This is a genomic window from Bacillus sp. JCM 19034 (assembly GCF_001310635.1).
Classification (GTDB): domain Bacteria; phylum Bacillota; class Bacilli; order Bacillales; family Bacillaceae_D; genus Halalkalibacter.
In genome coordinates this window covers 569,642-593,918 of the sequence record NZ_BAXR01000001.1, presented here as the reverse complement: position 1 = coordinate 593,918, position 24,277 = coordinate 569,642, and the positions used below count along the sequence as shown (strand labels likewise).

Sequence of the window (24,277 nt, the reverse complement as noted above, 5' to 3'; positions counted from 1 at the left end):
TCAAATATGTTCAAAATGACTTGCTTTGCAAGCCTTTTATAAGAGATCGAGGGAAAATAATGAACGAGACTATATTAATTGTAGAAGATGAAGACATTTTAAGGGAAATAAGTAAAGATTATTTTCAAGATGCTGGTTATGAAGTGTTAGAAGCTAAAAATGGTCTAGATGCATTAGATTTATTTGAACGATTGAATATTGATTTAATTATTCTAGATATTATGATGCCTGGATTAGATGGATGGACAGTATGTAAAAGAATTCGTGAAAAATCGGTCGTGCCAATTATTATGTTAACGGCAAGATCTGATGATGAAGATACAGTATTAGGTTTTGAATTAGGAGCAGATGATTATGTAACGAAACCTTATAGTCCGAAAATTTTGTTGGCAAGAGCTAAACGTTTGCTTCAATCGAAATTTAGCGAGAGCTTACGGGATAACGAAGATAAATTAATAAGCAACAACTTGGAGGTTGATTTACGTTCACATTCCGTTAAGATAGCTGGATTAGTCATCTCTTTAACACATACAGAATTTGAAATACTAGCCTATTTAATGAAGAATAAAAATATTGTCGTAACAAGAGAGCAGATGATTGTGAAAATTTGGGGCTATGAATATGATGGTGATGACCGTACAATAAATACACATATTCGTAATTTGCGAAATAAACTTGGTAAGCAAGCGAATCAGATTAAAACAATTGTTCGTGCTGGCTATAGGTTTGAGGACTGATTAGTAATGAGAAAAAGTATTGTAGTCAGGTTGTTTCTTTTTACAATAGGATTGTCCATGTTCATTTTGGCGAGTATATATGTTGGTCAAACAATCCTTTTTGAGAATTACTACATAAATAATAAAATAAAGCAATTAACTGAAGCAATTGGCACGTTTAAGGTTGACTATCAAAATATAGTGAATGATCATACTATGAATCAAATAGAATTAGAGCAACAATTTTATCAAGAAAATAATGCATGGATAACAGTTTTAGATGAAAATGGTTATGTAAAAGGAACTACTGAATTTGCAGTAACTTTAATTGAAAGCTATGTTACTGAAGATGATGATGATATTAATTATTCGGATTTGACCTATGTCATACCGATCGCCTATCTAATTAATGCCTATAATGAAAATGAAGAGTTTGATTTTATGAAGGAAACAGAAGAATACTTAATTGAGATTCACGGGATTGAAAAAAAGGAGAGGTTTTTCCGTATGAAGTCATTATAAGTACACTAGATTCAATTTATGACGTTCATAGTCCTTTCTACTTATTTGAAGGCGGCCTAGATAATGTGAGTTATTGGAAAAACCAAACGCTTGCAACTAAAATAGAAGAAACGAATTCCAACGAAGGTATGATTGAAAAGGTTATTTATGGAAATGTACATGATGTAAAAATCCCAAACTACAACAATCATTTTTTCGTGTCCACTCGTCAAAACCTACTGTTTTTTGAACGCATTAAGGAATTTCAAGCAGAATTAATTCTAGGTGATCTGCCAACTGGATGGCAAGCTACAAAGGAAATAGAGTATGAAGAAAACGGTATAAACTATAGAGTGTTAATTGATGAAAGTAAAGATGAAAATGGCGAAACTATTTACTTTTTTACGATGGCGTCACTACAACCTATCGATGAAGCAGTAGAAATGATGGAAGACTACTTTGTCTATCTTATTATTGCTGTAGGCGTATTAATCTTGTTAGCAGCTTTTTATTTTTCAAGAAAAATAGCCAGTCCTTTGTTAAAAATAAATACTATCACAAAACGGATTGCACATTTAGATTTTGCTGAAAAAGCACCTGTGAAATCTAATGATGAAATTGGACAATTAGCTGAGAATATTAATATTCTTTCAGATACGTTACATGCTCATATTCAAACACTTCAGCAGGATATAGAGAAAGAAAGACAATTAGAAAACACACGGAAAGAGTTTATTGCCGGCGTGTCGCATGAATTAAAAACACCTTTAAGCATTATGAAAAGTTGTATGTCTATTTTACAAGATGAAGTTGCTGTTGATAAACGTGCCCATTATTTTTCGGCAATGAATCAGGAAGTTAACCGAATGGATCGATTAATTGTAGATATGCTTGAATTAGCTAAGTACGAGTCAGGAACGTATAAAATGAATATGGAAGCATTTTTTATTAATGATTTAATCAATAATGTGTATCAGCAACTAGTAATCAAGATAGATAATAAAAGACTAATTGTTGATTTACAGCTACAATCCATTGAGGTGTTTGCTAATGAACATCGAATAGAACAGGTAGTCACGAACTTTTTGACGAATGCTATCTTTCATACTCAGGAAGAAGGTAACATTGCGATTACGACTGTCGAGGAAGCCAATCGAGTAAAAGTTTCCGTCGAGAATGAAGGTAGTCAAATTGATCAAAATCAATTGGAAAAGATATGGGATCGTTTTTACCGAAGCGAGAAAAATCAGCGTTCAAAAGAAGGAACAGGATTAGGGCTTGCAATCTCAAAAAATATTTTAATATTACATAACGCTGAATATGGGGTAAAAAATACCGAGAGCGGTGTGCAATTTTACTTTTATTTGAATAAAAAATGAATTATCTAACTGGATTGATTGCACGCAGTTAGTTATTTTCTCAATATTTTGTCGATGAAGTTTGATCTTTAGTGGATATTCACTTTATCTTTATCTAATCTTTATTTCAATATATTACTCTATCAATATCAAAGATTAATTCGAAAGTAGGAAAGGAAATGACAAAAAAAATTCAACTTTTCATCATTTGCGTTTTATCAGTTTTACTATTTTTCTTCATTTTAGATCGTAATAAAACTATATCTACAAATTCAATAGAAAATGAACAACTGATAAGTGAAGCGACAGAACACAATTTAGCAGAGCATAAATTCGAAGTTGTAAAAGCAAATGATGATCATATGGCTGATGATGAGTTTATCGCTAATGAGGAACCTGAGGTAGAGGGAATTGAAGTAGAAGAACCGATAAATAATGATGAGGATTTGAGAAAACCGGTCTATTTGACGTTTGATGATGGTCCTTCTCCTGCGACTTCGGCCATTTTAGATACGCTTCAAGAATATGATGCAAAAGCAACATTTTTCATGCTTGAACCAGCAATGCGAACATATCCAGACTTAGTATTAAGAACAGTGAAAGATGGACATGCTGTTGCATTACATGGTGTAACGCATGTAACAGAAAAGTTTTATCATTCAGAACAATCCGCATTAGAAGAAATGACGACAGCTCAAGAAACATTAGAAAACATTACAGGTATTCAATCCCATTTGATTCGTACACCTTATGGTAGCATTCCATACTTTACCGATTCTTTTAGAGATGTACTAGCAGAGAGTGGCTTTAAATTATGGGATTGGAATGTTGACAGTATTGATTGGATTTTGTCAAAAGATGAATTTGTTCAAAATGTGATTGCACAAATTGAAAAAGTTGATGAAGCTGGAAATACTCCTATCATTCTACTTCATGACCGAAGTGAAACGGCGGAATATCTGTCTAATCTACTAATATACTTACTACAAAATAATTATCGGACAGAAATAATTGATGAAGATGCTGAACCATATAGCTTTAACTGTTATGATCGTTGTTATCGTTATGGTGGATAAAACGAAGATATTATTATACTATATGAAGTGATAATATTATGATGAAAAAATAACGATATTGTCAGTAGTGATCAAGATTTGATAGAAAAGAGAGGTAGAAACAGTGAATGCCAAAAGGTCAAGGTTGAGTACATGGAACAAACGAATATTATCTATTTTATTCATATTGTTTGTTGCTATTATTGCGTATAGTGTCTACTTATTTATAAATGTCTATGATGCAACAAAAGAAGCATATGTTGATATCGACCGGATAGACAATAAGTCTGTACTTCGTGAAGAAGATGTTACAATTGGTAAAGACCCGATATCAATTTTATTAATTGGGGTAGAAGATTATGAAACAGATGGCCAGAATGGACGTGCAGATACACTAATTGTTGTAACGCTTAATCCACATACAGAACAAATGACAATGACAACCATTCCGCGTGATGCAAGAGTAGAGTTTACAGAGGAAGAGGCGGATCGATATGCAGGGTTCCATAAAATTAATGCTGCATACACTTATGGTTCTATGTTTGGTTATGGAGAAAATAAACTTACGATTGAAAAAGTAGAGCAATTGCTTAACATTCCAATTGATGAATATGTTGCAGTAGATTTTGATGGCTTTAGAGATATTGTTGATGCATTAGGTGGGGTGACGATTGATATTAAGGAGCCTTTCTGGGAAAAGAACTTTTATGTGAGCGGTGAACGCTTTGAATTTGAAAAAGGTGAAAGGAAATTAAACGGTGAAGAAGCATTAGCGTTCGTTCGAATGAGGAAACGTGACGTTAATACCATCTATTCCCGTGAAGAAAGACAGCGTCAATTTATTGAGGCAACCATTGATGAAGCTATTTCAACAAATACACTTTTTAAAGTCGGGGAGATTTCCAACATTTTAGGTGAAAACGTTTCGACTAGCTTCCGACCGATCGACATCTTCCATTTGCAGCAAATTTACTCTTCTATAAATACTTCTGATGTTAAGACGTTTGAGATAGAAGGAGAGGGTCAGATGATCAACAATATTTATTATTTTGTACCAACAGAAGAAAGTTTAGATTTTGTGTCTGAACAAATTGGGCAGGAGCTAGAACTGAATAATAGCAATGAGTTAACTGAACAGGATGTCACGAATGAAGAGTAAGCTAGTTTAGAAAAAGAATGGTTTGTCCTAATAAGACAAACCGTTCTTTATTTTTGTCAAATTGAACATCCTAGACTGAGATTATTCTTTTGCAAGCTTTATTATAAATAAATCGCTAAAAAGACATCATTTAATCAGTGCAATTATCAGCAAAAATAATTTCAATTTCAAGTCGTGCTGTATCGTCACATGCCCAAGTCTGTGGAGCATAACATAACATATCTGGATTAAAACGGGAACCTACTCCCGTACAAGATTCAAGTTATTAATCGCTCATATAGTTTACAACGTTTATGCGAAGGGGTAATAAGTTAGCTTAAACTTAATGAAAATAGGAGTTGGTAAAATGGTTATCTTAAGTTGGATGGATTTATTCATTATTATTTTTGCAACTTATCGACTGACGAGATTAATTGTTTTTGATTCCATTACAGCTTTTATTCGGAACCCATTTCTAGAGGTCACTTATATAGAGGATGAGAAAGGGCAATTATTTGAAGAAACGAAGATAAAGGGGAAAGGTTTTCAAAAGTGGGTAGGTGAATTGTTAAGCTGTTATTGGTGTATAGGTATATGGAGTGCTGCATTCGTTGTATTGCTTTATTTATTCGTAGCACAGCTCTTTGTTGTTTTTCTAATTTTAGCAGTTGCAGGAGTGGCTTCTCTTTTACAATCAAAAACTTCCGAATAATTTAGGAATGTGTTAAAAGAAATCATGGATACTTCTTATAGTGCAATCGCCTAAGTCAATATGGGGAATGGATGAATAAGATAACCATGTAATGATCAAGGAGGGGAATAGAATGAAACAATATAAACCAATTATCGTTAATCAATCAAAGTCTCAGAAAAAAAGTGTATTGACTGCAAAGTCACCAACTACAAACATTCGCCCAGTAAAGAAAGCAGGATGTTGCTTAAAAGGAAAGCGTTAAAAATATGATAGTCCCAATAGATTTGTTTAAATCTATTGGGACTATTTTAGTCGTTGTTACTGTTTTGTAGAAGCTGGCTGATGAATGTCCTGTTCTAGCTGTGAGATTTCATTATTTAGCTGTGAAATTTTTTCTTCTAATTGATGAATGAGATAATTTTTAGAATAAAGTGATTCCTCAAACTGAAACGTTTCTTCAAGTAATGTACGAAAGTAGCTTTCGAGTCTTTCAAGAAACTCCTCTTGCTTAGCACCTTCTACTAATATTTCCTTAAATGCATGTTCATTATCAAGCTCGACTAAGGAATGTCGTTTTTCTAACCGCTTTGTTAATGTTTTGTTTTCTGAGCGTGTCGTTTGTAGTTCGGTGTCTAATTTAGCGTATTGTGTTTCCTTCTCGTCTAATTTGTTTTTTATCATTGCGAAACGAGTTTGATATTGATCGATGTCTTGCTTCACTTGCTCCATTTCTTTTTGTTGTAGAGTAATCGTATTTTGTAGTTCTTCTTTTTCCTTTTCGAACTTTGTGATCATTTTTACTTGTTGTTTTTTTAGTTCGTCTTCCATTTCCTGTACTTTTAATTGTGATTGATTTTCAAAGTTCATTTAATTTCGTTTTGAGTTGCTCATTCTCTTCCTTTAATTCTTTAAGTTGTGCATAATGATAATTATTTTCGTATTGTTCAACCTTTGAACGGTATTTAGCCAATTCAGATTTATAATAAATTAATTTTTGTTGTAGTTGGATAAACGATTGATTTGAGTTCATATAATAACCTCCCGTGGTAATATATGTTTTCATGAGTAACAAAGTGCCTATTCATTTATCCACTTTTCTAACTCGGTATTTATTTGTTGAAATTCTTGTTGTATAGGACGTATAGTAGCTTCACATTCTTTAAGTATTTCCTTAAGGTCATGATTCGTCTGTAGAGATACTTGCGATTGTGCTTCACGATTAGGCGTTATTGAGCGTAATAAGAGCGGGATTATTTGCATAAGCGTTTCGTGTTCTAAATAAACAAAACTTGAATTGTTCGTGATACGATCAGACTTAAGCTGTCGAAGTTGTTTCACTAGTACTTGACGAACGAGGTATTTCATATATAGCTCTTGTTCTTGTTCGGACATTACAATACCTCCTTTTTACGACTAGAACAAGTGGAAATCACTCTGGGATCCTTCAAATTTCAATTTTTATGACTTACTGATAAAAATTTGATTTAAAGCGTTTACCCCATCTTTATATTCATCGCAATATGTAAAGCCCATTACGTTACAAGAAAAGGGCTCAGATTGATTCCATTTCAACTGAAAATTTGAGAATGATAACGTACCGAATGGTTTGATTTGTTGATCATAAAATGGCTTTAACCAATATTCAAAGCGGTTTGTATGGTCATTTATCTTTTCCCAAGCTCCCTTCGGTTGCCTGGTAGAATGGCTAGGTTTGTATACATATTTACCGGAAAAATGTAGGGGAGATTCATCATCTAGTTTTATACAAATATATGGATTCGTAATGAATGTATGACTGAGGTTCTGAATATGATAAGTACCAATAATGAAATGATCTTCGTTATCATTATTTGCTAGATTAAGTGAATACGTAAAGTAACTAATGATTTGTTGTTTTTTTTGTTCTTCTAATGCCGTAATTGTTTTCTTCACCTGTGATAATAAGGTTAACGTATCATGATTCCATTCACGAATTAGTGCCAGTATTTTTTGTTTATCTGTCATGATCATCACCTCAAAAAAATGAGAGGATTATCCTCTCATTTATAATATGCATAAGCTGGATTATTCATCACCATTATTATTCGGGAATATCACTGGGCATTGTGGTGGTATTGTTGGCGTAGGACATCCAGAAACAATCGGTAATAATTCTCTTGGTTCACAGAACTCTGCAAAAATTTCAAGTGTTACAGGGAATGTCGATTGAATGCTTTGACATAGACGAACAGTTACACCTACATCAAGTGTTCCTACACCAGGAGTAACATCATCACAATTGAATACACATACGAAGCAATCAACATCTGTATACGTTACGTTAACTTCTGTATCCTCAGGTGCACATAAGATTACTTGTTCGCAACGCGTGAAAGGAAATGTTCCTGCTTCAACTGATTGCCCAGCTGTTGTGTTAATAATGATCGTTACGTCGAAGTTCTTTTGGATTGTAACTAGTTGAAGTGTTATAGGTGTACCATCAATGACGTATGGACGGTCTTCTCGGTTAAGCTCTTCTGAATCGTTCGTTTCGACTTCACACGTGACATTGTCTATATCATCACAAGTTAACTGTACCCCATTTACAATTGGTAATTCGATGTCGTCTATTGTTAAGTCGAATGTAGCTTCATTAAGAATCCAGTCATATACTTTCTCTGTATTTATGCAAAGGAGTTCTCCGTCTCCATTTACGTGTTTTGCCTGCATGAAGTAAACACCTCCGGGTAAGATTAATTTCTTTTCACTTGTAGCATATGATTATAAATAAATATGGTTACATGTTTAAAACAATTTTTTGCAGCTAGTTACATGAAATGTTAGTAGGGTAAGTAAAAAGGTAAGTCACGGCTGCACACAATACTGGATTTTTGATTACAAAGGAGAGGGTGTTGTTCAATGGAACATACTAATTGGAGTGAACTAGAAAGAAAATTGAAGCAGTACAAGGAAACTTTGCAATCGTTAAAGAGTGGTCACGTTGTTGATGATTATTTATTATTAAAGGATGAATTAACGCAATTAAAAGAGAGCTACTTGGCATGCTTGCAACAAGTAGAGGAGTTAACAAAAACAGTGAATCAAGAACAAGAGAGACTACAAAAGCTTGAGGAAAATCAGATAAGGTTGTTAAAACAAAATAATCAACAAAGCCAATTACTTGAACAAGTTGAACAAGTCTTCGACCGCTTGCATCAAGAAGATGAAAATAAACATTTATTGGATAAAATTGAGAATATAGTTAGAGATATGTTAGAACGTATGAAGTCTTATGACGATAAGCTAGAAAAAATGGAGGAACGAATTGATCAAGAAGAAGAGAATGATATTGAAGTTGATCAATGGACGCAACCAATTGCTCGTCGTTCAGGCTCGGATTACAAGCAATTGCAAAAACTAATTGAGTCATCTAACGAATTACAGGAAAATCAACAGCATATAGCGAACAGACCCATATCGCCATCCAAAATGAATCAGTATGATAAGTCAAAATCAACGCCTAGCCTCCCCCCAATTGGTAAAACAATCAAGCGTCCTCGTATTACGAGAAAAGACGATAGGTAAACACCGTTTCATATGTAATGCAATAATCAGTTTTTGTGCAAGAGTTCAATATTAAATTGGGCTCTTGTCTTTTTTATTTTGCTTTGATGTAACAAGTTTCGTTTTGAAATTCGTTCATCCAATTAGGTAATTGTTTAAAGGAACTGAACGTGAACATCAATTCTTCATATTCGTCGATTTTATTACTTTTACTAGAGAATGTCCCATTGCTCTTTCAATTAAAATCAAATCATTCATGTACCTTCTAATTATCTTTTAGAACCTGATAGTTTTTACTAAATATATATGATTCGTAAAAACTCTACTTGATTGTTTTTGACCTCTAACAATCGAGGTGTAGTTTATATGAACCGTCAAGCATTTTTTAGCATATACAAAAAGAGGGTAGCTTTTAGAATAGCAATTTAGGAGTATTATGAGCGGATGGATTCAGATAGAAAGGAGGTCGTTGTATGAAAGGAGTCATTTTAGCTGGTGGAACAGGCACCCGATTAGCCCCTTTTACATCGATCATCAATAAACACCTATTGCCAGTTGGTCCTAAACCGATGATCTATTGGTCGATCTTAAAACTGAAGGAAGCTGAAGTTAATCATATATTAATCATAACAAATCGAGAAAGTTTGAGCTATTTCATACAATTATTTGGATATGGAGAAGAACTCGGTGTCCAGTTAATGTATAAAATTCAAAAGCAAGCAAAAGGGATTGCAGATGGAATTTCTCTTGCGAAGGATTTTGTTCAAGATGAACGGTTTATCGTCATGCTAGGTGATAATTTGTTTGAAGATTCATTAAAGCCATTTATTGAAACATATAACGCACAACCTGATGGTGCAATGGTTTTGGTTAAACAAGTGGAAGATCCGGAACGTTTCGGCATTGCTGAAGTTGATAAAAACAACAAACGAGTTCTATCGATTATTGAAAAACCTCATAAACCGAAAACGAATTATTGTGTTGTAGGGATATATATGTACGATCATAACGTGTTCCAATATATTGATAGCGTAAAGCCTTCGAAACGTGGTGAATTAGAGGTAACAGACATCAATAATGATTATGTCAAAAATCAACAGCTTACATTTGAGGAATTAACCGGCTGGTGGATTGATGCTGGGACACATAATTCCTTATATGAAGCTAATGTTCTTATGCATAAGGAACTTCAGAAAAGAAAGGACAATTGAAGATGGAGTTATTAGTAACAGGTGGAGCAGGGTTTATAGGGTCTCACTTTATTCGTTTGCTTTTAAAGAGAGAGGATGTATCAATTACAAATGTTGATGCGTTAACATATGCTGGAGATATTCGTAATACAGAGGATTTTAGCAATCACCCTAAGTATCGTTTTATCCAAGCAGATTTAACTATAGCAGAACAATTAGATGAAGCATTTGATCGAGTGTACGATTGGATTATTCATTTTGCTGCAGAATCCCATGTTGATCGAAGTATTCAAGACGCTGCTGTCTTCTTGGATACAAATATTAAAGGCACCTATGCTTTGTTGGAAAAGGTAAGAAAGGGTTGTGCCAAGAAAATGATCCATATTTCAACGGACGAAGTGTATGGGTCATTGGAACAAGAGGAAAGCCCTTTTCATGAGGAACGAGCACTTTCACCAAATAACCCTTATGCAGCAAGTAAAGCAGGTGCAGATTTGCTTGTTCGCTCCTTTTACCAAACGTATCAACTTCCTGTACTAATTACACGCTGCTCGAACAATTACGGCCCATATCAGCATCCAGAGAAATTTATCCCTAAAGTGATCTATTGTGCACTAAACGAGAAGCGAATTCCGCTTTATGGAGATGGGCTTAATATTCGAGACTGGCTATTTGTCGAAGATCATTGCCGAGCGATTGAGTGTGTAATGGAAAAGGGCAAGATTGGTGAAATATATAATGTGGGTGGACATAATGAGAGAACAAATAAGGAAGTTATATTAGAAATATTACGATATTTAGGTAAAGAAGAAACATTAATAACATATGTAGAAGACCGATTAGGCCACGATCGACGATATGCCATTGATGAAACGAAAATTAATACAACTCTTCAATGGAAAGCAGCACATTCCTTTTCAGAAGGTTTACGCAAAACGATTGATTGGTATGTTGAAAATGAAAAGTGGTTTTATAAAGGACTGAAACGATCATGAACTATTTAATAACAGGAGCAAACGGTCAATTAGGAAAGGCACTTAAAAACAGATTGAATCCTCGAAATCATACAGTTGCTTTAAGTAAAGAAGAGTTAGATGTGACAAATGAATCAAGTGTGTATCAAACGATTACGAGTTTGAAACCTGATGTCGTGTTTCATGCGGCAGCCTATACAAAGGTTGATTTAGCCGAAGATGAACGAACATTAGCTTTTCAGGTAAATGCATTAGGTGCTGCTCATGTTGCCAAGGCATGTAAAGTGATAGGGGCAAAAATGGTTTACATTAGCACTGATTATGTATTTGATGGTCAAACGAAATTAGCTTATGAAGAAGGGGATGCCGTTAATCCGCTCAATACGTATGGATTAAGTAAGTGGATTGGAGAAACGTTCGTTGAAAAGCTTATCAAGGAACATTATATCATTCGCACTTCATGGTTATATGGCCACGGTGGGAAGCATTTCGTCGACACGATGTTAACAAGGGCTTTTCAAAAAAAGGAAGTCAACGTCGTTTCCGATCAAATCGGTTCACCGACTTATATCGAAGATCTTGTGGATATTCTTTGTGCCATTATTGAAAAGCCATATGGCATTTATCACGTTCAAAATGACGGTTCGTGTACATGGTCGGATTTTGCTAAAGAGATTTATAAGCTAGTAGAAGCTGAACCAACGTTAGTTCAGCCGATCTCGACTAACGATTTCGGTGCCAAAGCGGCTAGACCATCATTCTCCCAATTGAGTATGCGAAAGCTAGAGAAAGTAGGTTTAAATCGCCCGCCAATGTGGCAAGAGGGCCTAAAGTCTTATTTACAAAGGGAGGGGCTTTTATGATAGAGGGTGTAAAAATAAAACAACTTAAGAGATATTGTGATGATCGTGGTTTTTTTCTGAATTAGTTCGTGATGATGAAGGGTTGCTGGAAAGGTTTGGGCAAGCTTCATTATCAATGAGCTATCCTGGGGTTATTAAAGCTTTCCATTATCATGAAAACCAAGATGACCTATGGTTCTTTCCATCTGGCAATGCACAAGTAGTGTTGTATGATTTACGTGATTCATCAACAAAAGGGCAAACAGACGTTTACTACATGGGCGAGGAAAACCCTATTTTACTATTAATTCCTAAAGGAGTAGCTCATGGGTACCGCGTATTAGGACCGACTCCTGCTACCATCATTTATTTTACTACGCAATCATATGATGCAAAGGATCCTGATGAAAAGAGAATCCCATGGAATGATAAGAACATTGGCTTTGATTGGGCGACGAAAAATAGATAAAACGCAATAAAGCGGTTATTGCTAGAAATGTTATTAATGATAATGTCAAAAAAGCTAATAGTTGCCTACTATGTCTGTTATCGCATAGTAGGCTTTAAGCTAAGAATTATAGATATGTTAATAGAAAAAAAATAATCCATTTCTAGGAATAAGGATGTGATTCTATGAGAATTGATGGCAGAAAACCAAAAGTAGTTTGCATACTAGGAATGCATCGTAGTGGCACATCAATGACCGCTAGAATGCTTAATCTTCTAGGTGTACATTTGGGGAATCCAATTGAAATCATTAGTAAGGGTGGGCAATTTAATCAGAAAGGCTTTTGGGAGCATAAAGGCATTACAAGAACGCAACAGCAATTATTACGTGCTTTATCCTACTCATGGGATACAACGCGACCATTGCCCGAGAGATGGTGGAAAAGCAAGAAAATTGAACCACATAGAAAGTCTTTAGAAGCGATCATCAAAAGGGACTTTTCAAAAGTGAAATTATGGGGCTGGAAGGATCCACGTACTTGTTTATTAGTTCCATTGTGGAATGAATTACTGCTAGATAAACATGTTAATAGTAACTATTTAATTGTTGTACGGAATCCGCTAGATGTGGCACGTTCATTAGAAGCTCGAAACAGCTTTAGTCTAGAGAAGTCCTTTCAAATTTGGCTATTGTATACGCTGAGTGCATTATATTGGACAAACGGAAAAAAACGAATGCTTATTGAATATGATGACTTCTTACAAAATTGGGAAGAAAGGATTAGTGATATTGTGACAAAGTTACAATTACAACCTCCAAATCAATCAGTAAGAGAAAAAATGAGTACGTTTATCAGCCCATCTTTACAACATAACTGCTCTACCATAGAAGAACTTAAGGATTGTGAGAAAGCTCCACAACAAGTGATTCAAACGTATCAACTAGTTCAAAAAGTACGAATTGCTCCAACCTTTTTGTCATCAGAAGAATGTAGAAAAGAAATACAAGTATTGTATCAATCGCAATTCGGGAAGAGACGTTAGAAATGAAACTATTATTTGTTTCTTCAGGAAATATGTCGTTTTCGAATCTTGACGAAAATATCATTCACGGTTTTCAGGAGATTGAAACGAATCATCTAGTGAATCCTTTTCATTTTCATCATCCAATATTGCAATCGATTGAAGATGTTCATGAACAGCTCAACAAAAATAAGCCTGATATTGTACTAGTATTGAAAAGAAAACTACCCATTGAATGGATCCAACTTTTTCAGCAGCATCGTATACCTGTCGGCCTATGGGTTGTAGATGATCCATATTTAATTAAAGTGCACTTATCACAGGGGAAGCCGTATGATTTTCTTATAACACAAGAAATTAATGGGCCTGCCTTTTACGCGAATAAAGGAATGAAAGCATATTATCTTCCTTTAGCTGTAAATGAAACCATTTATTTTCCGAAAAAAGTGGATCGTGATTATCAATCTGACATTTGTTTTGTTGGTTCTGGAATGCCAAACCGGATTCGCTTATTTCAGCAACTAACAGATTATTTTAAAGATAAGAAAATCACGATTATTGGTCGTTGGTGGGAACCTCTAAAAAAGCAAGTCAATTGGCATCGTAAAGTGATAAACAAAACGATTAAACCAGAAGAGACTTCGCGTTATTATAGCGGTGCAAAAATTGTTTTAAATATACACAGACAATCCTCAGATAAAACATATAACCCATTCCCGTTAAAAGCAAATACCCCAAATAATCGCACGTTTGATATTGCTGCTTGTCGTGCTTTCCAGCTATCATCTTTTAGAAAATCAATGAGTGACTTTTACGGGGCTGATGAAATCGTTCAATACTATACACCAAATGATTTAGTCGAGAAATTGGAATACTATTTAACCAATCACGAAGAAAGAGAAGCTATTTCACATAAGGCTTATGAACGAACTCTATATGAACACACCTACGTGCATCGAATGAAGCAACTTATAGCGTTACTACGTGAGAATGTGTTGCACAGTGCAAAATAAAGCCACTTGAATGGCATGAACTCGGCATTGGACCGGGATCATGCTTTTTAATTTTTTTATAAAAAGAACACCCCAATTGACTACTTTTAACAAATGGGGTGTAGTTGGAATAGGATAGGTATTAATCCCAATCAAACTTTTGTCCTAATAGTTCGTAAAGCTTAAGATTATATGGTTTAAAATAGTGAGTGAGTGATCTTCTTGTTTTTGAAGAAAGCGGTGAATAGGAACCTTGATGGTGGATCTTATAAGAGCGAGTAAGATTTTGTTTCAATTCTAAAAAGTCAAATGTTCGTTTCATCACCTTTTCAGGCTGCTGGTAAAGTGTCTCGCTCTCTAGAATGTGAAATTGCTGTAATTGGAATAATTCTAACCATTTCTTCAGTTGCTGATAATAGATACCTTTCACTAAATATTTATTTCCTAATTTCGTTTCGAGCGTTTCTTCAAATGTAAGGAAGGATGAGGAGTTGTTTCGTTTAAGCTTTTCTGATTGATTCCGCAAATCCATTTGGTAATTAGAAAAAGCTCGATCGATCGGATTACGTAACAATACGATCAGCTTCATGTTAGGATTATACTGATAAACGCGAATCGGACATTTGCTATGAAATAAATAACGTGGTGTTGCCTCACCTGTTATTTCATGCTTATTGAGAGAGGGGAATTGTTTATCATACCAGTCTGTACCTTTATCATAATAGACATCAAAAAAATGAATCTCTTTTCTATTAGCTCCTTTTATATGAGGGTGCTCTACTAAATAATTGTAAAGCGAAGTTGTACCACACTTTTGTGCACCGATAATCAAAAAAGAAGGAGAAGTCACTTTGTTAATCCCTCCTTACTTATTAATGTTTTTTTAATTGTGGGTCAAGAAATTGCTTGACCTATTTAAATGACTAGTTTGGTCTTTACCAAGAATAGAGTTAATTTGATGCACATAAGGTGTAGGATCTTTTATCATCTCGTTAAATTCAATATCAATTATTTGATCTTTAGAGATCTCACTTTCGTTGCGATAATAGTTAAAGCGGTCCAAATATGTTTGGAGAATTTTCCGTGCTTTTCTTTTTGGATACCGATTTCTTTTAGCAAGTGAGTTGACAGATGATTGAAATGGGCGATGTACAAAAACGTAGGTTATCGTTGACAATTGCTTAAGTGCAGGTAGTAATACATCCAATGTTAATAGTGTACGTGGATCCTTTAGTCCCCAGAAAGGGTAAACTTCTGATGAGAGTCGATTAACGATTTCTTTTTTTGTAAAAGGAGTCGTTTGGACGAGCTCACGCGATGGGGGGGTGTTCCAACTATGGTTTACGCTCCGCAAAATAGCATTGTTTAAATTTACGATTTTCCGATTTTCAAAGTGGCCTTTCTGATTATACTCACTGGAGCCTAATAAACGATTACCCATATGAATTCCTAATTCATTCAGCACACCGGCAGTTGCACTTGAGCCAGAACGATGTAGGCATAGTAGTAAAAATAAATGACTTTTCATGATTACTCACCTCTAGCTTCTGTTAAAATGTTTGCAACGTCCTTTAGTTGTTTTGTCGTAAAAATGGAAATATCGTGCTCTTTATATCGATTGATCGAAGAAGGCTTTCTTACAATTGAAGCAAGATGATCAATTGGTGTAGTTTGAGACAATTTAAGGAAGGAAATGATTTTGTTAATTTCTTCCTCAGGTTGATTACATAACGATTCGAATCTAATGATCAAAGCCCGCTTTTTTAATTTATCTTGACAAAGGTTTAAAGCCCGTTTATTAGCCTTTATCCAATAATCTAGAGATGATTGGACAAGCTCTGTTTTGTTGGTTGGCTTAGGTATTTGATAAAAAGCTCCCCATCTTTTTAATTGTTCTTTATTTCCACTATATGCCATGTCTAATCCATTACGGATTACATGTATATATCGTAAATTAGGAAAATGGTTCATAAGGAAAGGTAAATAAATATGAGTAATTGGGTTTTTCCATCCCCAGCCAATCTTATCGGTTTTTTCTAATTGGTTCACCATTTCATCTTCAAAACGTTGTAGTCTACTATAGATTGCTTGTTTATTATTTTGGGATTTAGCGAAGAACCAATCAGGTTGTCTAAAATATGAAGCAAATTTACGATTGTCATTGGCTTTGTTTAAAGGACCTAAATAGTATCCTAGTGCTTTCAATATTTCAGCTACAACCCTAGTACCGCTTCCTCCTACTCCTCCAATTACGATAGGTGAATTTCTTTTGTTTGAATTCATTTGAATCTCTCCTTCAACTTAAAAAATTCGATTGATATAGCCTTTTGATCGACAAAATAATAAGTGATCGAAGTATGAGGCGTAAGAAATTACTTTTTGTTGATTGATTGTAATTGTTCAAGTATGGATTCAATCCGTACTTTATACGTATGATCTCGAAGCGTTCGCTGATAGGCTCTATCGGCAATTTCATTTCGTTCTGTAGGATGTTCTAAATAATAGGATATTTGCTCTTTCAATTCATGTCTGTTTTGAAAACAGATGATCTCACTGTTTGGTTCATAGAAGGTTTCTACTCCTTTTAAACAAGCAGTAAGCTGAAACGATTGACAAGCCGCAATATCAAACGTTCGATTGTTAGGAGTTGTCGCTTTTACTTTATTGCTGTTAAATCCTACATCGTTAATTGGACGGTTTAAATTTAAAACAATTTTAGCCCCGTTATAATATTTAGCTACCTCATGAGGTGGGATCGTTTGATTCTTAATGTTTCGTTGTAATGCTGAAAAATATTTCAGCTGATTCCAATTAGGTCCAATGATCACCGTTTTCTTATCTTTCAGTAAATCAGCTAGTGAATCAATAATCGTGAGTCTATTTTTATAAGGTGTACCGATGAAGCAAATATCAGATGAGTAATGATCGGATACTTCCATCGGGTAATATTCATTTTCATTAGTTGCTAAAGGTCCGTGAATCCCTTTTATATGATGTCGTTCATAAACAGGAACACAGCTTGCCTCTTGTGTGATGACGAAATCATATTGTTTACTTCTAGCTAAATGCTTATCTATTCTATGTGGATCATCGACGACCCAGCGTCCAACCGGAATGTGTAATTGTTTTAAAGCAGATAATAAAGAAGAGGCAAGGGAAACACGAAAAACTATCACATAATCTGGATTAAATTGCTTTATTTTTGCAAGAAGGGTAGGAATATTTCGCTTAGTATATGTTAGTACTTTAATTTTGTATTTGGATTCACGATTGATCATTTCGTATGCACGAGTCATGTTATAATCTAAATTTGATAATGATGGAACACCTGACGTTATATGAAGAATTCTCATTTAAACCACTCCTCTATTTGAATGAGCGAATAACTTTTAATTCAATAGGTAGTGTATTTAGTAATGAAGCGACCCTTTCTTTATACGTATGTTCTCGTAATGCACGTAAATAGCCATTTTTTGCAATTGTTTCACGTAGCTCTTTGTGAACGTTATAATGGTTAATTTTTTGAGCTAAATCATTCACATGATCAAACGCTACGATCTCCTTATTTAATTCAAAATAATTGCCTAATTCCTCACGATAAGAAATGAGCTGAAATGAATTAGTTGCACAAATATCAAACGTTCGATTGTTAGGTGTTAACGCCTTTAGTCGATAAGGGTTTTTATTTTGATCATTAGAACTTCTATGAAGATTTAAAACGATTTTTGATTGATTATAAATTTGACATACTTCTTTTGGTGAGATTAATTTTAACTGGATCTGATTGATATACTTTTTATATTGACTTAGATCTTTCCAGCCTTTTCCAATTAGAATAAAGTCATCACATTTAATTTTCTTAAGTAATGAATTAAAAAAGGCAATTCTACTTGGTGTTGCATTTCCAATAAAGGAAAAATCATATCTTTTTTTTAGTTTTGGGATAGGATAATAGTTTCGTTCATTAACTGCGAGCGGAAAATGAAACGATTGTATATTTAGCTCTTTTTTGTAAAATGGTACGCATGATGATTCTTCAGTTATAATAAAATCATACTTCTTTGCCTTATGAATATAGTCGGATATTCGGTACGGATCGTTGACTACCCATAATCCGATAGGAACTTTCAAGTGCTTAAGGTATTGTAGTGCCTGGTGTGTATCTTGACCAAATAAAACGATTATCGTAGGTTGAAATTCTTTTAACTTTCTCTGTAAGGACTGTTGTGCCCCATTTAGGAATAAATGATCTAGAAACTGGAAATCATCTCGGTCTTTTTCTAACTGCTTAAAAGCGAGAGTTAGACTTGGTGTTAGATCAGATAACGTTTTTTTCCTGAAGAAATATACAATAAGCGAATCATCGTATCACCTCAATCATAAAGTTCATTACCAATCGAATTTCCGACCAAGTAACTCATTTAATTCTTTGTTATATGGTTCGTAAAATGCTTGTAGTTTTCTCTTCGTATTAGGATTCATGTTAATTGCTGTTTGACTTTTCTGATAACGTTTATAATCATTTAATTGAAATTCTTCAATGTCTAAAAAACGTAGAACACGTTTATATGAAGATTTCGGATTTCTGAAGAATTGCTCGCTTTTAATGATATGAAACTGTTCAATTGGATAATACTTTAGCCATCTTTTTATTTGTTTACTATAAATCCCTCTTTCTAAATAATCGATCCAGCGATTATTATGGTTGTGTAAGCCTGCCTCAATAATTGAATCGAATGAGTACTTTTCTGTATCGTTATAACGAAGTCTTTTCTTTTCTTTCTCAAATTCCATTTTATATTGAGAAAATGCACGTTCTACCGGATTGCGTAATAAGATGATAAGTTTTATATTTGGAAAATGTTTATACACTCTTTCCGGTACGATAGCATTATATAAATAACGAGGTGTTGCCTCGCCAGTAATCATATTTGGCGAATGGATAAATTGATTTTTATACCATTCAATTCCTTTACCATAAAACTTCGTATCAAAAAAATGAATCTCTCTTCTAGTTTTTGTTGGATTAATTTGAGGATGTTGTATTAAGTAATGGTAAAGAGATGTGGTTCCACACTTCTGAGCACCAATGATTAAATACGAGGGGAATGGATGACTCGTAATCGAAGAAGTCAAAGTCAATCTCCTCTCTTTCGATTGATTTACGTAATATCGTAGATACCGATATAATTAGAAATCGTATATAATTACTTATGTATAAAAGATTGAGGATGTTCACTAATCAATTAGAAGTCTAGGCCTATTTTTATATAAAACGATTAAAGAATGTTAAATATTAGTGAGTGGAGGCTGAATAGTTTGGATTTAAATCAAGCATTACAAACTAAATTTGATTTACACATGCACACAACGGCATCTGATGGAGACTATACCCCAGCTGAATTAGTAAAAAAAGCATATAAGTGTGGCTTAGAAACGATTGCAATCACCGATCATGATACGTTAGATGGAATTAAGGAGGCACAAAATGCAGCTGAAAAATATCATATAACGGTTATACCTGCTGTCGAGCTAAGCACAAAGTATAATGGTAATAGTGTTGATATATTAGGGTATAACATTTCTCCAAGTGAGGAATTAAATGAAACGTTAAAGCTTTTACAAGTAGGAAGAATTGATCGTGCAAAACGAATTATCGAAAAGTTCAATGAGATTGGCTTCAAAATAACAATGGAAGATGTAAAAGAGTATAGTGAAGATGGCGTTATTGCAAGGCCACATATTGCTAAGGCGATCGTAAAAAAGGGTTATGTGGCAGACTATCAAATGGTATTTGATGAATATTTAGCGGATGGGAAACCATGTGCTTTGCCGAAGAAAGTATTAACTCCAAAAGAAGGGGTCGAGATCATTCATCAAGCAGGTGGCTTGGCTGTTTTAGCTCATCCTGTTTATTTAGAGTTACAAGTCGTTGAGCAATTACTCCAGTTTCCATTTGATGGAATAGAGGTCTGGCATCGTAATCATAAAGAAGAGCATCGTCAATTGTTTAAACAACTTGCACAAGAAAATCAGCTTATTATGACAGGGGGCTCTGATTTCCATACGGATGAACATTCGTTGGGGGAATTTGGTTTTACGAGGGCATAAGGTTATAGTGATTTGTTCGTGAGGGATTAAACCATTTTATGTCATTTTATTTGAAAATTGATGGTAATGTCTAAACCTGTCTTTCATCCCTGCATATGTAAGTAGTAAATCAACTAACGACTCACAGTTGTACGGTTGGTTAAAAACTTACAATAAGGAGTGACAGCATGAACAATAATCGAAACGAATTTGTCCGTAGTGAAAATGGGTTAATCCCTGCTGTTGTATCAAATAGGAAGAAGAAGGTATCGGGTTATACAAATCAAACGTGTCCAACAGCAAATAATAATCAAAAATGTCCCCCAGCAAAGCAAAATCAAAAGGCTAAAGTCAAGCAAATAGATGCAGAGGCAATTGGTTTAGGAGTAGAAGGAAATGTATTAAATGTACCGGTTATTGATGCACCAGTTGCATTAGCAGAGGTAGAATTAGCTGCAAATGTCGAGGCTGATATTACTTTACCGACGTATGCAACAGAAATTAAGAACATTCGCAAAAATGTTTCGTTAACGCAGTGTAAGGCGGTTCCATCATTAGCTGGTCCAAATTTTGTTACATTATTTATTTCAGGGATCATTCATAAAAATATTCAATATTCAGATGGAAGTGGTTTTATTAGAGACTACGCGGTAGATGTACCGTTTAGTACAAACCAAACAATTGCACTTGTTAATCCACGAGATAGAGCCAATGTTAGTGTGAAGAACTCCGTTACTGAGCGTAGGGAATTAGCTAAGAATGGACATGGTGCTGACCGCTGTACTCATGGCCAAGTTAACTTTGAATATTTCAATGAACCAATTAAATGTAAGCTACTAGCATCATTTATTAATGAGGTTGATATTACAAATGATTTTGACAAGCAAGGTCGTTTCCGTTGTATAACAGAGAAAATGGAAGTGATTCTATTCATTAAATTAACTCAAAATCAGCAGGTTGCAATTGGCGAAGCTGAGAATGCTGAAACAGAATCAATCCGCACACGTATTCAGGAGTTAAACGAACAAAACGAACTATAATATAACAATCAAAAGAGATTGCGTAGTCAATTGACTATTCAATCTCTTCTTTTATGATTGTCATCATTTTTTCAATCCGCTGCAAAAATGTATGATCTGTTAAAACTCGTTTTCGAGCATTGAGGGCAATTTGCTTTCGTTCCTTTTGATTTTTTAAGTAATAGGATATTTTAGCGAGCAGGTCATTTGTATCATCGTAAGATACAATTTCTTTTCCTAGCTCAAAATGATGTTCAATGTCGTTCTTATGTTCAATTAGTTGAAATTGTTGAGCACAAGCTACGTCAAAGGTACGGTTGTTTATACTCATGCTCTTTATTTGATGTTTGTTATGATTTTGTTTTAAATCAGCCGGACGATGTGGGTTTAAATGAATAGAAGCTAACGGCAATAACTGATTCACTTCGCTTGGAGCCAACCATTCAGCTTTAACTGTTAGCCTTGGATATTTCTTAGTTGGCAAATAGTTATCCCAATTTTCCCTACGATTAAAATCGAGTAATGAGATGATGTAAGAATTTTTTGAATTAGCTTCACTCGATTAGGATAAGGGGTACCGATTAACATCAAATCATATTGCTTTACACACGTTGAGTTTATTGGCTTGTAAATAGTAGGATCAGTTCCTAACGGTAAATAATGAGTATTCGGATGACCTGCTTGACGGTATATCGCTGCAGCAGCTGAATCAATAGTAAATACATAATCAAATGAAAAGATGGTTTGATGGTATCATCGATAAAATAAGGGTCCTCTGTTAACCAAACAGCTGTAGCGATATTTTTATCCTGTAACATAGTTATCGTTTTCGTTTGCAAGTTGTTTCCGAGTAATGTAAGAATTAGATCATGACTGTTAATATGACTATGTTGAATCAATTCTTGTTCACTAAAAGCTGAATCTTGTCTGCTTTCGCCAAGTACATGTAATGCTTTTGCAATAGTCTGATCAAAATAGTGATAAATATTTGGATAACCTGATTGTACATACGCAATGTTCACTTCGGTCACCTCTAGTTAATCGTCTGCTCTTTTAAAGAAATAATAGTCCATATATCGTTGCAATGCTTAAACCGATCACAACGGGGAAGAAGCTTTTGCGTACAAGGTCAATAACAGAAATACGAGCAAAGCCTGCAATTGCGATAATTGGTGACCATGCTACTAATGTTCCTCCACCAACCCAAATCGCTCCTACTTGACCAATAGCTGCGAGCGTTGCGGCATCTACTCCAGAAGTATGTGAAAAGGCTTCTGCGATCGAACCGATTAACAACAAACCAGAAAAGCCAGAACCATCTAAGCCGGAAACCATTCCTAAAACTAAGATACCAAATCCAGTAAAGAAGGCATGATCAGGAATGAAGCTTTGACTAGCATGAACGAGGTCAAATAGAAACATTGGAGCTTCGTCTGCTTCAATTCGAAAAATACTTGCCGCATAGTTATTACTACCAATAAAGAAAAACCTGCGACTGGTATGACTAGCCCATCACTTTAAAAGCATAAACAAATCCGTTAATAAGGTGGTCACTTACTTCTTGTAATGACCTTTTGAAATTACGAACTCCAGCAATTAGTAACAAAAGGATGATCGCTGTCCCACCAATTAATGAAGCACCTGATCCATCTTCCATATCCGGAAGATAAGAGGTGAACGTTGCTACGATGACATAAATGACAATGGCGAGGAAAGAAATCGGGACAATGACAGCAAACCAGTTACTATATGGCCCTTTTTAATCACTAAATGATCATCGTCGACTTTTGTCGCATTCTCCCCTTTCTGCTCCCAGCTGACAATATTTTTATTAGAAGGTGCTACAATGTCTTTCCTTATAAGAAAATATACGATCGATAAAGCGATTACACCGGTTATTAAAGACAAAATAAGAGAGCGATCAGCGACAGCTGTTGCAGAAATGATCGAAGAAGCAGATGCTGATAAGCTAGGTGCTACTTGCAGCACGAAATCTGAGGACAATGCCATTCCATGTCCAGCAAGCGATACGGCTAATGCTGTCGCTAAAGGTGATAATCCTGAGCGGATGGCGACTGGAATAAGAAGTGCACCGATAAGCGGTACTGCGGGAGCTGGCCAGAAAAATAAAGATAATGCATAAGTTACGAAAACGACAATCCAATAAGACCAATGACCATTAACCATTATTTTCTGAAAAGGGATAATCATTTTTTTGTCTGCTTCAATGGATTTTAGCCCTTGTAGTAGGGCAGTCATTATCGCAATGATGAGAAAAATATGAAACAGTTCTCTGGCAGCAATTAAATTAGCGTTAAATATAACATGAATGCCGTCTAGAAATGAATGTGTATAAACGGCACCAACGATATATGTCATGATTAAAGCAGGGACAACGACATTTTGGCGTAATAGCATTGTTAAAATAATGAGACAGGTGCCTGTTAAGTAAAGCCAATGTGCTAAAGTTAATTCCATGACTGTGTTTCCCCCTTACGTCCATATGCTACTTGCTACTGTAGTTTATGAATAAAAGCATGGGCAGGTGATGAATTTCTACGTCCGCCATTTGGTATATCTTGTCTAATGGTTGGTAGTACTGTACTTTAATTACGCTGATGTTGCGTTAGTAAATGTATGGAAACTTGAATTGGTAAACTTAGAAGACTGTGGGATAATAATAGAAAAAGTTAGG

At 34.8% G+C, this 24,277-nt stretch carries 32 protein-coding genes and 2 pseudogenes; 16 read left to right on the top strand and 18 right to left on the bottom strand.

Annotated elements, in window-relative coordinates:
* Positions 1 to 59 precede the first annotated feature (59 nt).
* The 5 genes from JCM19034_RS03145 to JCM19034_RS03125 all read left to right on the top strand — a co-directional run bounded on the left by JCM19034_RS03145 (position 60) and on the right by JCM19034_RS03125 (position 4,789).
* Positions 60 to 737 carry a response regulator transcription factor gene (locus JCM19034_RS03145; RefSeq protein WP_062047196.1) on the top strand — a complete coding sequence of 226 codons (678 nt, stop codon included), beginning with the start codon at positions 60 to 62 and terminating at the stop codon, positions 735 to 737.
* Positions 738 to 743: 6 nt separating this feature from the next.
* On the top strand, positions 744 to 1,238 hold the full coding sequence (locus JCM19034_RS03140; RefSeq protein WP_156323856.1) for a hypothetical protein: 495 nt from the start codon (positions 744 to 746) through the stop codon (positions 1,236 to 1,238).
* A 65-nt stretch (positions 1,239 to 1,303) separates the two neighbouring features.
* The gene (locus tag JCM19034_RS03135) at positions 1,304 to 2,596 is read left to right on the top strand and encodes a sensor histidine kinase (RefSeq protein ID WP_062047194.1); all 1,293 of its coding nucleotides are present in this window, start codon (positions 1,304 to 1,306) and stop codon (positions 2,594 to 2,596) included.
* A 158-nt stretch (positions 2,597 to 2,754) separates the two neighbouring features.
* The gene (locus JCM19034_RS03130) at positions 2,755 to 3,651 is read left to right on the top strand and encodes a polysaccharide deacetylase family protein (RefSeq protein ID WP_062047192.1); all 897 of its coding nucleotides are present in this window, start codon (positions 2,755 to 2,757) and stop codon (positions 3,649 to 3,651) included.
* 124 nt (positions 3,652 to 3,775) lie between these two features.
* Positions 3,776 to 4,789 carry an LCP family protein gene (locus tag JCM19034_RS03125; RefSeq protein ID WP_231686778.1) on the top strand — a complete coding sequence of 338 codons (1,014 nt, stop codon included), beginning with the start codon at positions 3,776 to 3,778 and terminating at the stop codon, positions 4,787 to 4,789.
* Between the two features lie 130 nt (positions 4,790 to 4,919).
* On the opposite strand, the pseudogene JCM19034_RS24535 reads toward JCM19034_RS03125, so the two are convergent.
* Positions 4,920 to 5,039: pseudogene (locus tag JCM19034_RS24535) on the bottom strand (hypothetical protein); the annotation flags it as partial.
* A 96-nt stretch (positions 5,040 to 5,135) separates the two neighbouring features.
* Between JCM19034_RS24535 and JCM19034_RS03120 the strand changes: the two are divergent.
* Together JCM19034_RS03120 and JCM19034_RS23895 are read left to right on the top strand one after the other, a co-directional pair.
* Complete coding sequence (locus tag JCM19034_RS03120) at positions 5,136 to 5,480, top strand: DUF1360 domain-containing protein (RefSeq protein WP_062047188.1); 345 nt, start codon at positions 5,136 to 5,138, stop codon at positions 5,478 to 5,480.
* 112 nt (positions 5,481 to 5,592) lie between these two features.
* Entirely contained in the window at positions 5,593 to 5,724 is a 132-nt protein-coding gene (locus JCM19034_RS23895; protein ID WP_269431651.1) for a hypothetical protein, read from the top strand.
* A gap of 56 nt (positions 5,725 to 5,780) precedes the next feature.
* Here JCM19034_RS23895 and JCM19034_RS03115 read toward each other — a convergent pair whose 3' ends face one another.
* The 5 genes from JCM19034_RS03115 to JCM19034_RS03100 all read right to left on the bottom strand — a co-directional run bounded on the left by JCM19034_RS03115 (position 5,781) and on the right by JCM19034_RS03100 (position 8,171).
* Positions 5,781 to 6,329, bottom strand: a complete 549-nt coding sequence (locus JCM19034_RS03115; RefSeq protein ID WP_062047186.1) for a hypothetical protein — start codon at positions 6,327 to 6,329, stop codon at positions 5,781 to 5,783.
* Positions 6,319 to 6,492, bottom strand: a complete 174-nt coding sequence (locus JCM19034_RS21505) for a hypothetical protein (RefSeq protein WP_156323855.1) — start codon at positions 6,490 to 6,492, stop codon at positions 6,319 to 6,321. The genes JCM19034_RS03115 and JCM19034_RS21505 overlap by 11 nt, the downstream gene beginning before the upstream one ends.
* 47 nt (positions 6,493 to 6,539) lie before the next feature.
* Positions 6,540 to 6,854 carry a hypothetical protein gene (locus tag JCM19034_RS03110; RefSeq protein WP_062047184.1) on the bottom strand — a complete coding sequence of 105 codons (315 nt, stop codon included), beginning with the start codon at positions 6,852 to 6,854 and terminating at the stop codon, positions 6,540 to 6,542.
* A 66-nt stretch (positions 6,855 to 6,920) separates the two neighbouring features.
* A complete protein-coding gene (locus JCM19034_RS03105) occupies positions 6,921 to 7,466 on the bottom strand; it encodes a hypothetical protein (protein ID WP_082393699.1) in 546 nt (181 codons plus the stop codon).
* Between the two features lie 60 nt (positions 7,467 to 7,526).
* A complete protein-coding gene (locus JCM19034_RS03100) occupies positions 7,527 to 8,171 on the bottom strand; it encodes a hypothetical protein (RefSeq protein WP_062047179.1) in 645 nt (214 codons plus the stop codon).
* A 189-nt stretch (positions 8,172 to 8,360) separates the two neighbouring features.
* On the opposite strand from JCM19034_RS03100, the gene JCM19034_RS03095 reads away from it, so the two are divergent.
* The 7 genes and pseudogenes from JCM19034_RS03095 (at position 8,361) to JCM19034_RS03065 (ending at position 14,494) form a co-directional block, all read left to right on the top strand.
* Positions 8,361 to 9,026: a hypothetical protein gene (locus tag JCM19034_RS03095; RefSeq protein WP_062047177.1), complete on the top strand. Its 666-nt coding sequence runs from the start codon at positions 8,361 to 8,363 to the stop codon at positions 9,024 to 9,026.
* A 452-nt stretch (positions 9,027 to 9,478) separates the two neighbouring features.
* Positions 9,479 to 10,216: a sugar phosphate nucleotidyltransferase gene (locus JCM19034_RS03090; protein ID WP_062047175.1), complete on the top strand. Its 738-nt coding sequence runs from the start codon at positions 9,479 to 9,481 to the stop codon at positions 10,214 to 10,216.
* 2 nt (positions 10,217 to 10,218) lie between these two features.
* Positions 10,219 to 11,190 (top strand): dTDP-glucose 4,6-dehydratase, encoded by a 972-nt coding sequence (gene rfbB / locus JCM19034_RS03085; RefSeq protein WP_062047174.1) that lies wholly within the window; start codon positions 10,219 to 10,221, stop codon positions 11,188 to 11,190.
* Positions 11,187 to 12,032 (top strand): dTDP-4-dehydrorhamnose reductase, encoded by an 846-nt coding sequence (gene rfbD, locus JCM19034_RS03080; protein WP_062047172.1) that lies wholly within the window; start codon positions 11,187 to 11,189, stop codon positions 12,030 to 12,032. Before rfbB ends, rfbD begins: the two co-directional genes overlap by 4 nt.
* Positions 12,029 to 12,480 (top strand): annotated as a pseudogene (locus tag JCM19034_RS03075) (dTDP-4-dehydrorhamnose 3,5-epimerase family protein). Before rfbD ends, JCM19034_RS03075 begins: the two are co-directional and overlap by 4 nt.
* A 164-nt stretch (positions 12,481 to 12,644) precedes the next feature.
* The gene (locus tag JCM19034_RS03070; protein ID WP_062047170.1) at positions 12,645 to 13,502 is read left to right on the top strand and encodes a sulfotransferase family protein; all 858 of its coding nucleotides are present in this window, start codon (positions 12,645 to 12,647) and stop codon (positions 13,500 to 13,502) included.
* Positions 13,503 to 13,504: 2 nt separating this feature from the next.
* Complete coding sequence (locus tag JCM19034_RS03065) at positions 13,505 to 14,494, top strand: glycosyltransferase (RefSeq protein WP_062047168.1); 990 nt, start codon at positions 13,505 to 13,507, stop codon at positions 14,492 to 14,494.
* Between the two features lie 121 nt (positions 14,495 to 14,615).
* Here the strand turns inward: JCM19034_RS03065 and JCM19034_RS03060 are convergent, their stop codons facing one another.
* The 6 genes from JCM19034_RS03060 to JCM19034_RS03035 form a co-directional block, all read right to left on the bottom strand.
* Positions 14,616 to 15,323, bottom strand: coding sequence for a sulfotransferase domain-containing protein (locus JCM19034_RS03060; protein ID WP_062047166.1), 708 nt, complete (start codon positions 15,321 to 15,323; stop codon positions 14,616 to 14,618).
* Positions 15,324 to 15,356: 33 nt separating this feature from the next.
* Positions 15,357 to 16,001, bottom strand: a complete 645-nt coding sequence (locus tag JCM19034_RS03055) for a sulfotransferase (RefSeq protein ID WP_062047164.1) — start codon at positions 15,999 to 16,001, stop codon at positions 15,357 to 15,359.
* 2 nt (positions 16,002 to 16,003) lie between these two features.
* Positions 16,004 to 16,756 (bottom strand): sulfotransferase, encoded by a 753-nt coding sequence (locus tag JCM19034_RS03050; RefSeq protein WP_062047162.1) that lies wholly within the window; start codon positions 16,754 to 16,756, stop codon positions 16,004 to 16,006.
* An 89-nt stretch (positions 16,757 to 16,845) separates the two neighbouring features.
* Complete coding sequence (locus JCM19034_RS03045; RefSeq protein WP_062047160.1) at positions 16,846 to 17,826, bottom strand: glycosyltransferase; 981 nt, start codon at positions 17,824 to 17,826, stop codon at positions 16,846 to 16,848.
* 13 nt (positions 17,827 to 17,839) lie between these two features.
* Positions 17,840 to 18,604: a glycosyltransferase gene (locus tag JCM19034_RS03040; protein ID WP_062047158.1), complete on the bottom strand. Its 765-nt coding sequence runs from the start codon at positions 18,602 to 18,604 to the stop codon at positions 17,840 to 17,842.
* Between the two features lie 258 nt (positions 18,605 to 18,862).
* Positions 18,863 to 19,609 carry a sulfotransferase gene (locus JCM19034_RS03035; protein ID WP_062047156.1) on the bottom strand — a complete coding sequence of 249 codons (747 nt, stop codon included), beginning with the start codon at positions 19,607 to 19,609 and terminating at the stop codon, positions 18,863 to 18,865.
* A gap of 183 nt (positions 19,610 to 19,792) precedes the next feature.
* Between JCM19034_RS03035 and JCM19034_RS03030 the strand changes: the two genes are divergently transcribed.
* Together JCM19034_RS03030 and JCM19034_RS03025 are read left to right on the top strand one after the other, a co-directional pair.
* The gene (locus tag JCM19034_RS03030) at positions 19,793 to 20,584 is read left to right on the top strand and encodes a PHP domain-containing protein (protein ID WP_062047155.1); all 792 of its coding nucleotides are present in this window, start codon (positions 19,793 to 19,795) and stop codon (positions 20,582 to 20,584) included.
* Positions 20,585 to 20,751: 167 nt separating this feature from the next.
* On the top strand, positions 20,752 to 21,603 hold the full coding sequence (locus JCM19034_RS03025) for a CsxC family protein (protein WP_062047152.1): 852 nt from the start codon (positions 20,752 to 20,754) through the stop codon (positions 21,601 to 21,603).
* 34 nt (positions 21,604 to 21,637) lie between these two features.
* Here JCM19034_RS03025 and JCM19034_RS03020 read toward each other — a convergent pair whose 3' ends face one another.
* From JCM19034_RS03020 to JCM19034_RS24515, 6 genes are all read right to left on the bottom strand, one after another.
* Complete coding sequence (locus JCM19034_RS03020; protein WP_062047150.1) at positions 21,638 to 22,066, bottom strand: glycosyltransferase; 429 nt, start codon at positions 22,064 to 22,066, stop codon at positions 21,638 to 21,640.
* Positions 22,039 to 22,275 (bottom strand): DUF3880 domain-containing protein, encoded by a 237-nt coding sequence (locus JCM19034_RS24530; RefSeq protein WP_370621805.1) that lies wholly within the window; start codon positions 22,273 to 22,275, stop codon positions 22,039 to 22,041. Before JCM19034_RS24530 ends, JCM19034_RS03020 begins: the two co-directional genes overlap by 28 nt.
* A complete protein-coding gene (locus JCM19034_RS03015) occupies positions 22,230 to 22,604 on the bottom strand; it encodes a hypothetical protein (RefSeq protein ID WP_062047148.1) in 375 nt (124 codons plus the stop codon). The genes JCM19034_RS24530 and JCM19034_RS03015 overlap by 46 nt, the downstream gene beginning before the upstream one ends.
* Positions 22,605 to 22,635: 31 nt before the next feature.
* The gene (locus JCM19034_RS24525; RefSeq protein ID WP_370621787.1) at positions 22,636 to 23,004 is read right to left on the bottom strand and encodes a hypothetical protein; all 369 of its coding nucleotides are present in this window, start codon (positions 23,002 to 23,004) and stop codon (positions 22,636 to 22,638) included.
* Positions 23,005 to 23,086: 82 nt separating this feature from the next.
* The gene (locus tag JCM19034_RS24520; RefSeq protein WP_370621786.1) at positions 23,087 to 23,239 is read right to left on the bottom strand and encodes a hypothetical protein; all 153 of its coding nucleotides are present in this window, start codon (positions 23,237 to 23,239) and stop codon (positions 23,087 to 23,089) included.
* A gap of 26 nt (positions 23,240 to 23,265) precedes the next feature.
* On the bottom strand, positions 23,266 to 24,060 hold the full coding sequence (locus JCM19034_RS24515; protein ID WP_370621785.1) for a hypothetical protein: 795 nt from the start codon (positions 24,058 to 24,060) through the stop codon (positions 23,266 to 23,268).
* Positions 24,061 to 24,277 lie beyond the last annotated feature (217 nt).

Excerpts from the sequence above, each read along its gene's own strand:
- JCM19034_RS03145 (WP_062047196.1), top strand. The coding sequence starts at position 60 with ATGAACGAGACTATATTAATTGTAGAAGATGAAGACATTTTAAGGGAA.
- JCM19034_RS03140 (WP_156323856.1), top strand. The coding sequence starts at position 744 with ATGAGAAAAAGTATTGTAGTCAGGTTGTTTCTTTTTACAATAGGATTG.
- JCM19034_RS03130 (WP_062047192.1), top strand. The coding sequence starts at position 2,755 with ATGACAAAAAAAATTCAACTTTTCATCATTTGCGTTTTATCAGTTTTA.
- JCM19034_RS03120 (WP_062047188.1), top strand. The coding sequence starts at position 5,136 with ATGGTTATCTTAAGTTGGATGGATTTATTCATTATTATTTTTGCAACT.
- JCM19034_RS23895 (WP_269431651.1), top strand. The coding sequence starts at position 5,593 with ATGAAACAATATAAACCAATTATCGTTAATCAATCAAAGTCTCAGAAA.
- JCM19034_RS03115 (WP_062047186.1), bottom strand. The coding sequence starts at position 6,329 with ATGAACTTTGAAAATCAATCACAATTAAAAGTACAGGAAATGGAAGAC.
- JCM19034_RS21505 (WP_156323855.1), bottom strand. The coding sequence starts at position 6,492 with ATGAACTCAAATCAATCGTTTATCCAACTACAACAAAAATTAATTTAT.
- JCM19034_RS03110 (WP_062047184.1), bottom strand. The coding sequence starts at position 6,854 with ATGTCCGAACAAGAACAAGAGCTATATATGAAATACCTCGTTCGTCAA.
- JCM19034_RS03105 (WP_082393699.1), bottom strand. The coding sequence starts at position 7,466 with ATGACAGATAAACAAAAAATACTGGCACTAATTCGTGAATGGAATCAT.
- JCM19034_RS03100 (WP_062047179.1), bottom strand. The coding sequence starts at position 8,171 with ATGCAGGCAAAACACGTAAATGGAGACGGAGAACTCCTTTGCATAAAT.
- JCM19034_RS03095 (WP_062047177.1), top strand. The coding sequence starts at position 8,361 with ATGGAACATACTAATTGGAGTGAACTAGAAAGAAAATTGAAGCAGTAC.
- JCM19034_RS03090 (WP_062047175.1), top strand. The coding sequence starts at position 9,479 with ATGAAAGGAGTCATTTTAGCTGGTGGAACAGGCACCCGATTAGCCCCT.
- rfbB (WP_062047174.1), top strand. The coding sequence starts at position 10,219 with ATGGAGTTATTAGTAACAGGTGGAGCAGGGTTTATAGGGTCTCACTTT.
- rfbD (WP_062047172.1), top strand. The coding sequence starts at position 11,187 with ATGAACTATTTAATAACAGGAGCAAACGGTCAATTAGGAAAGGCACTT.
- JCM19034_RS03070 (WP_062047170.1), top strand. The coding sequence starts at position 12,645 with ATGAGAATTGATGGCAGAAAACCAAAAGTAGTTTGCATACTAGGAATG.
- JCM19034_RS03065 (WP_062047168.1), top strand. The coding sequence starts at position 13,505 with ATGAAACTATTATTTGTTTCTTCAGGAAATATGTCGTTTTCGAATCTT.
- JCM19034_RS03055 (WP_062047164.1), bottom strand. The coding sequence starts at position 16,001 with ATGAAAAGTCATTTATTTTTACTACTATGCCTACATCGTTCTGGCTCA.
- JCM19034_RS03050 (WP_062047162.1), bottom strand. The coding sequence starts at position 16,756 with ATGAATTCAAACAAAAGAAATTCACCTATCGTAATTGGAGGAGTAGGA.
- JCM19034_RS03045 (WP_062047160.1), bottom strand. The coding sequence starts at position 17,826 with ATGAGAATTCTTCATATAACGTCAGGTGTTCCATCATTATCAAATTTA.
- JCM19034_RS03025 (WP_062047152.1), top strand. The coding sequence starts at position 20,752 with ATGAACAATAATCGAAACGAATTTGTCCGTAGTGAAAATGGGTTAATC.
- JCM19034_RS24525 (WP_370621787.1), bottom strand. The coding sequence starts at position 23,004 with ATGTTTCTATTTGACCTCGTTCATGCTAGTCAAAGCTTCATTCCTGAT.
- JCM19034_RS24520 (WP_370621786.1), bottom strand. The coding sequence starts at position 23,239 with ATGGAAGATGGATCAGGTGCTTCATTAATTGGTGGGACAGCGATCATC.
- JCM19034_RS24515 (WP_370621785.1), bottom strand. The coding sequence starts at position 24,060 with ATGGAATTAACTTTAGCACATTGGCTTTACTTAACAGGCACCTGTCTC.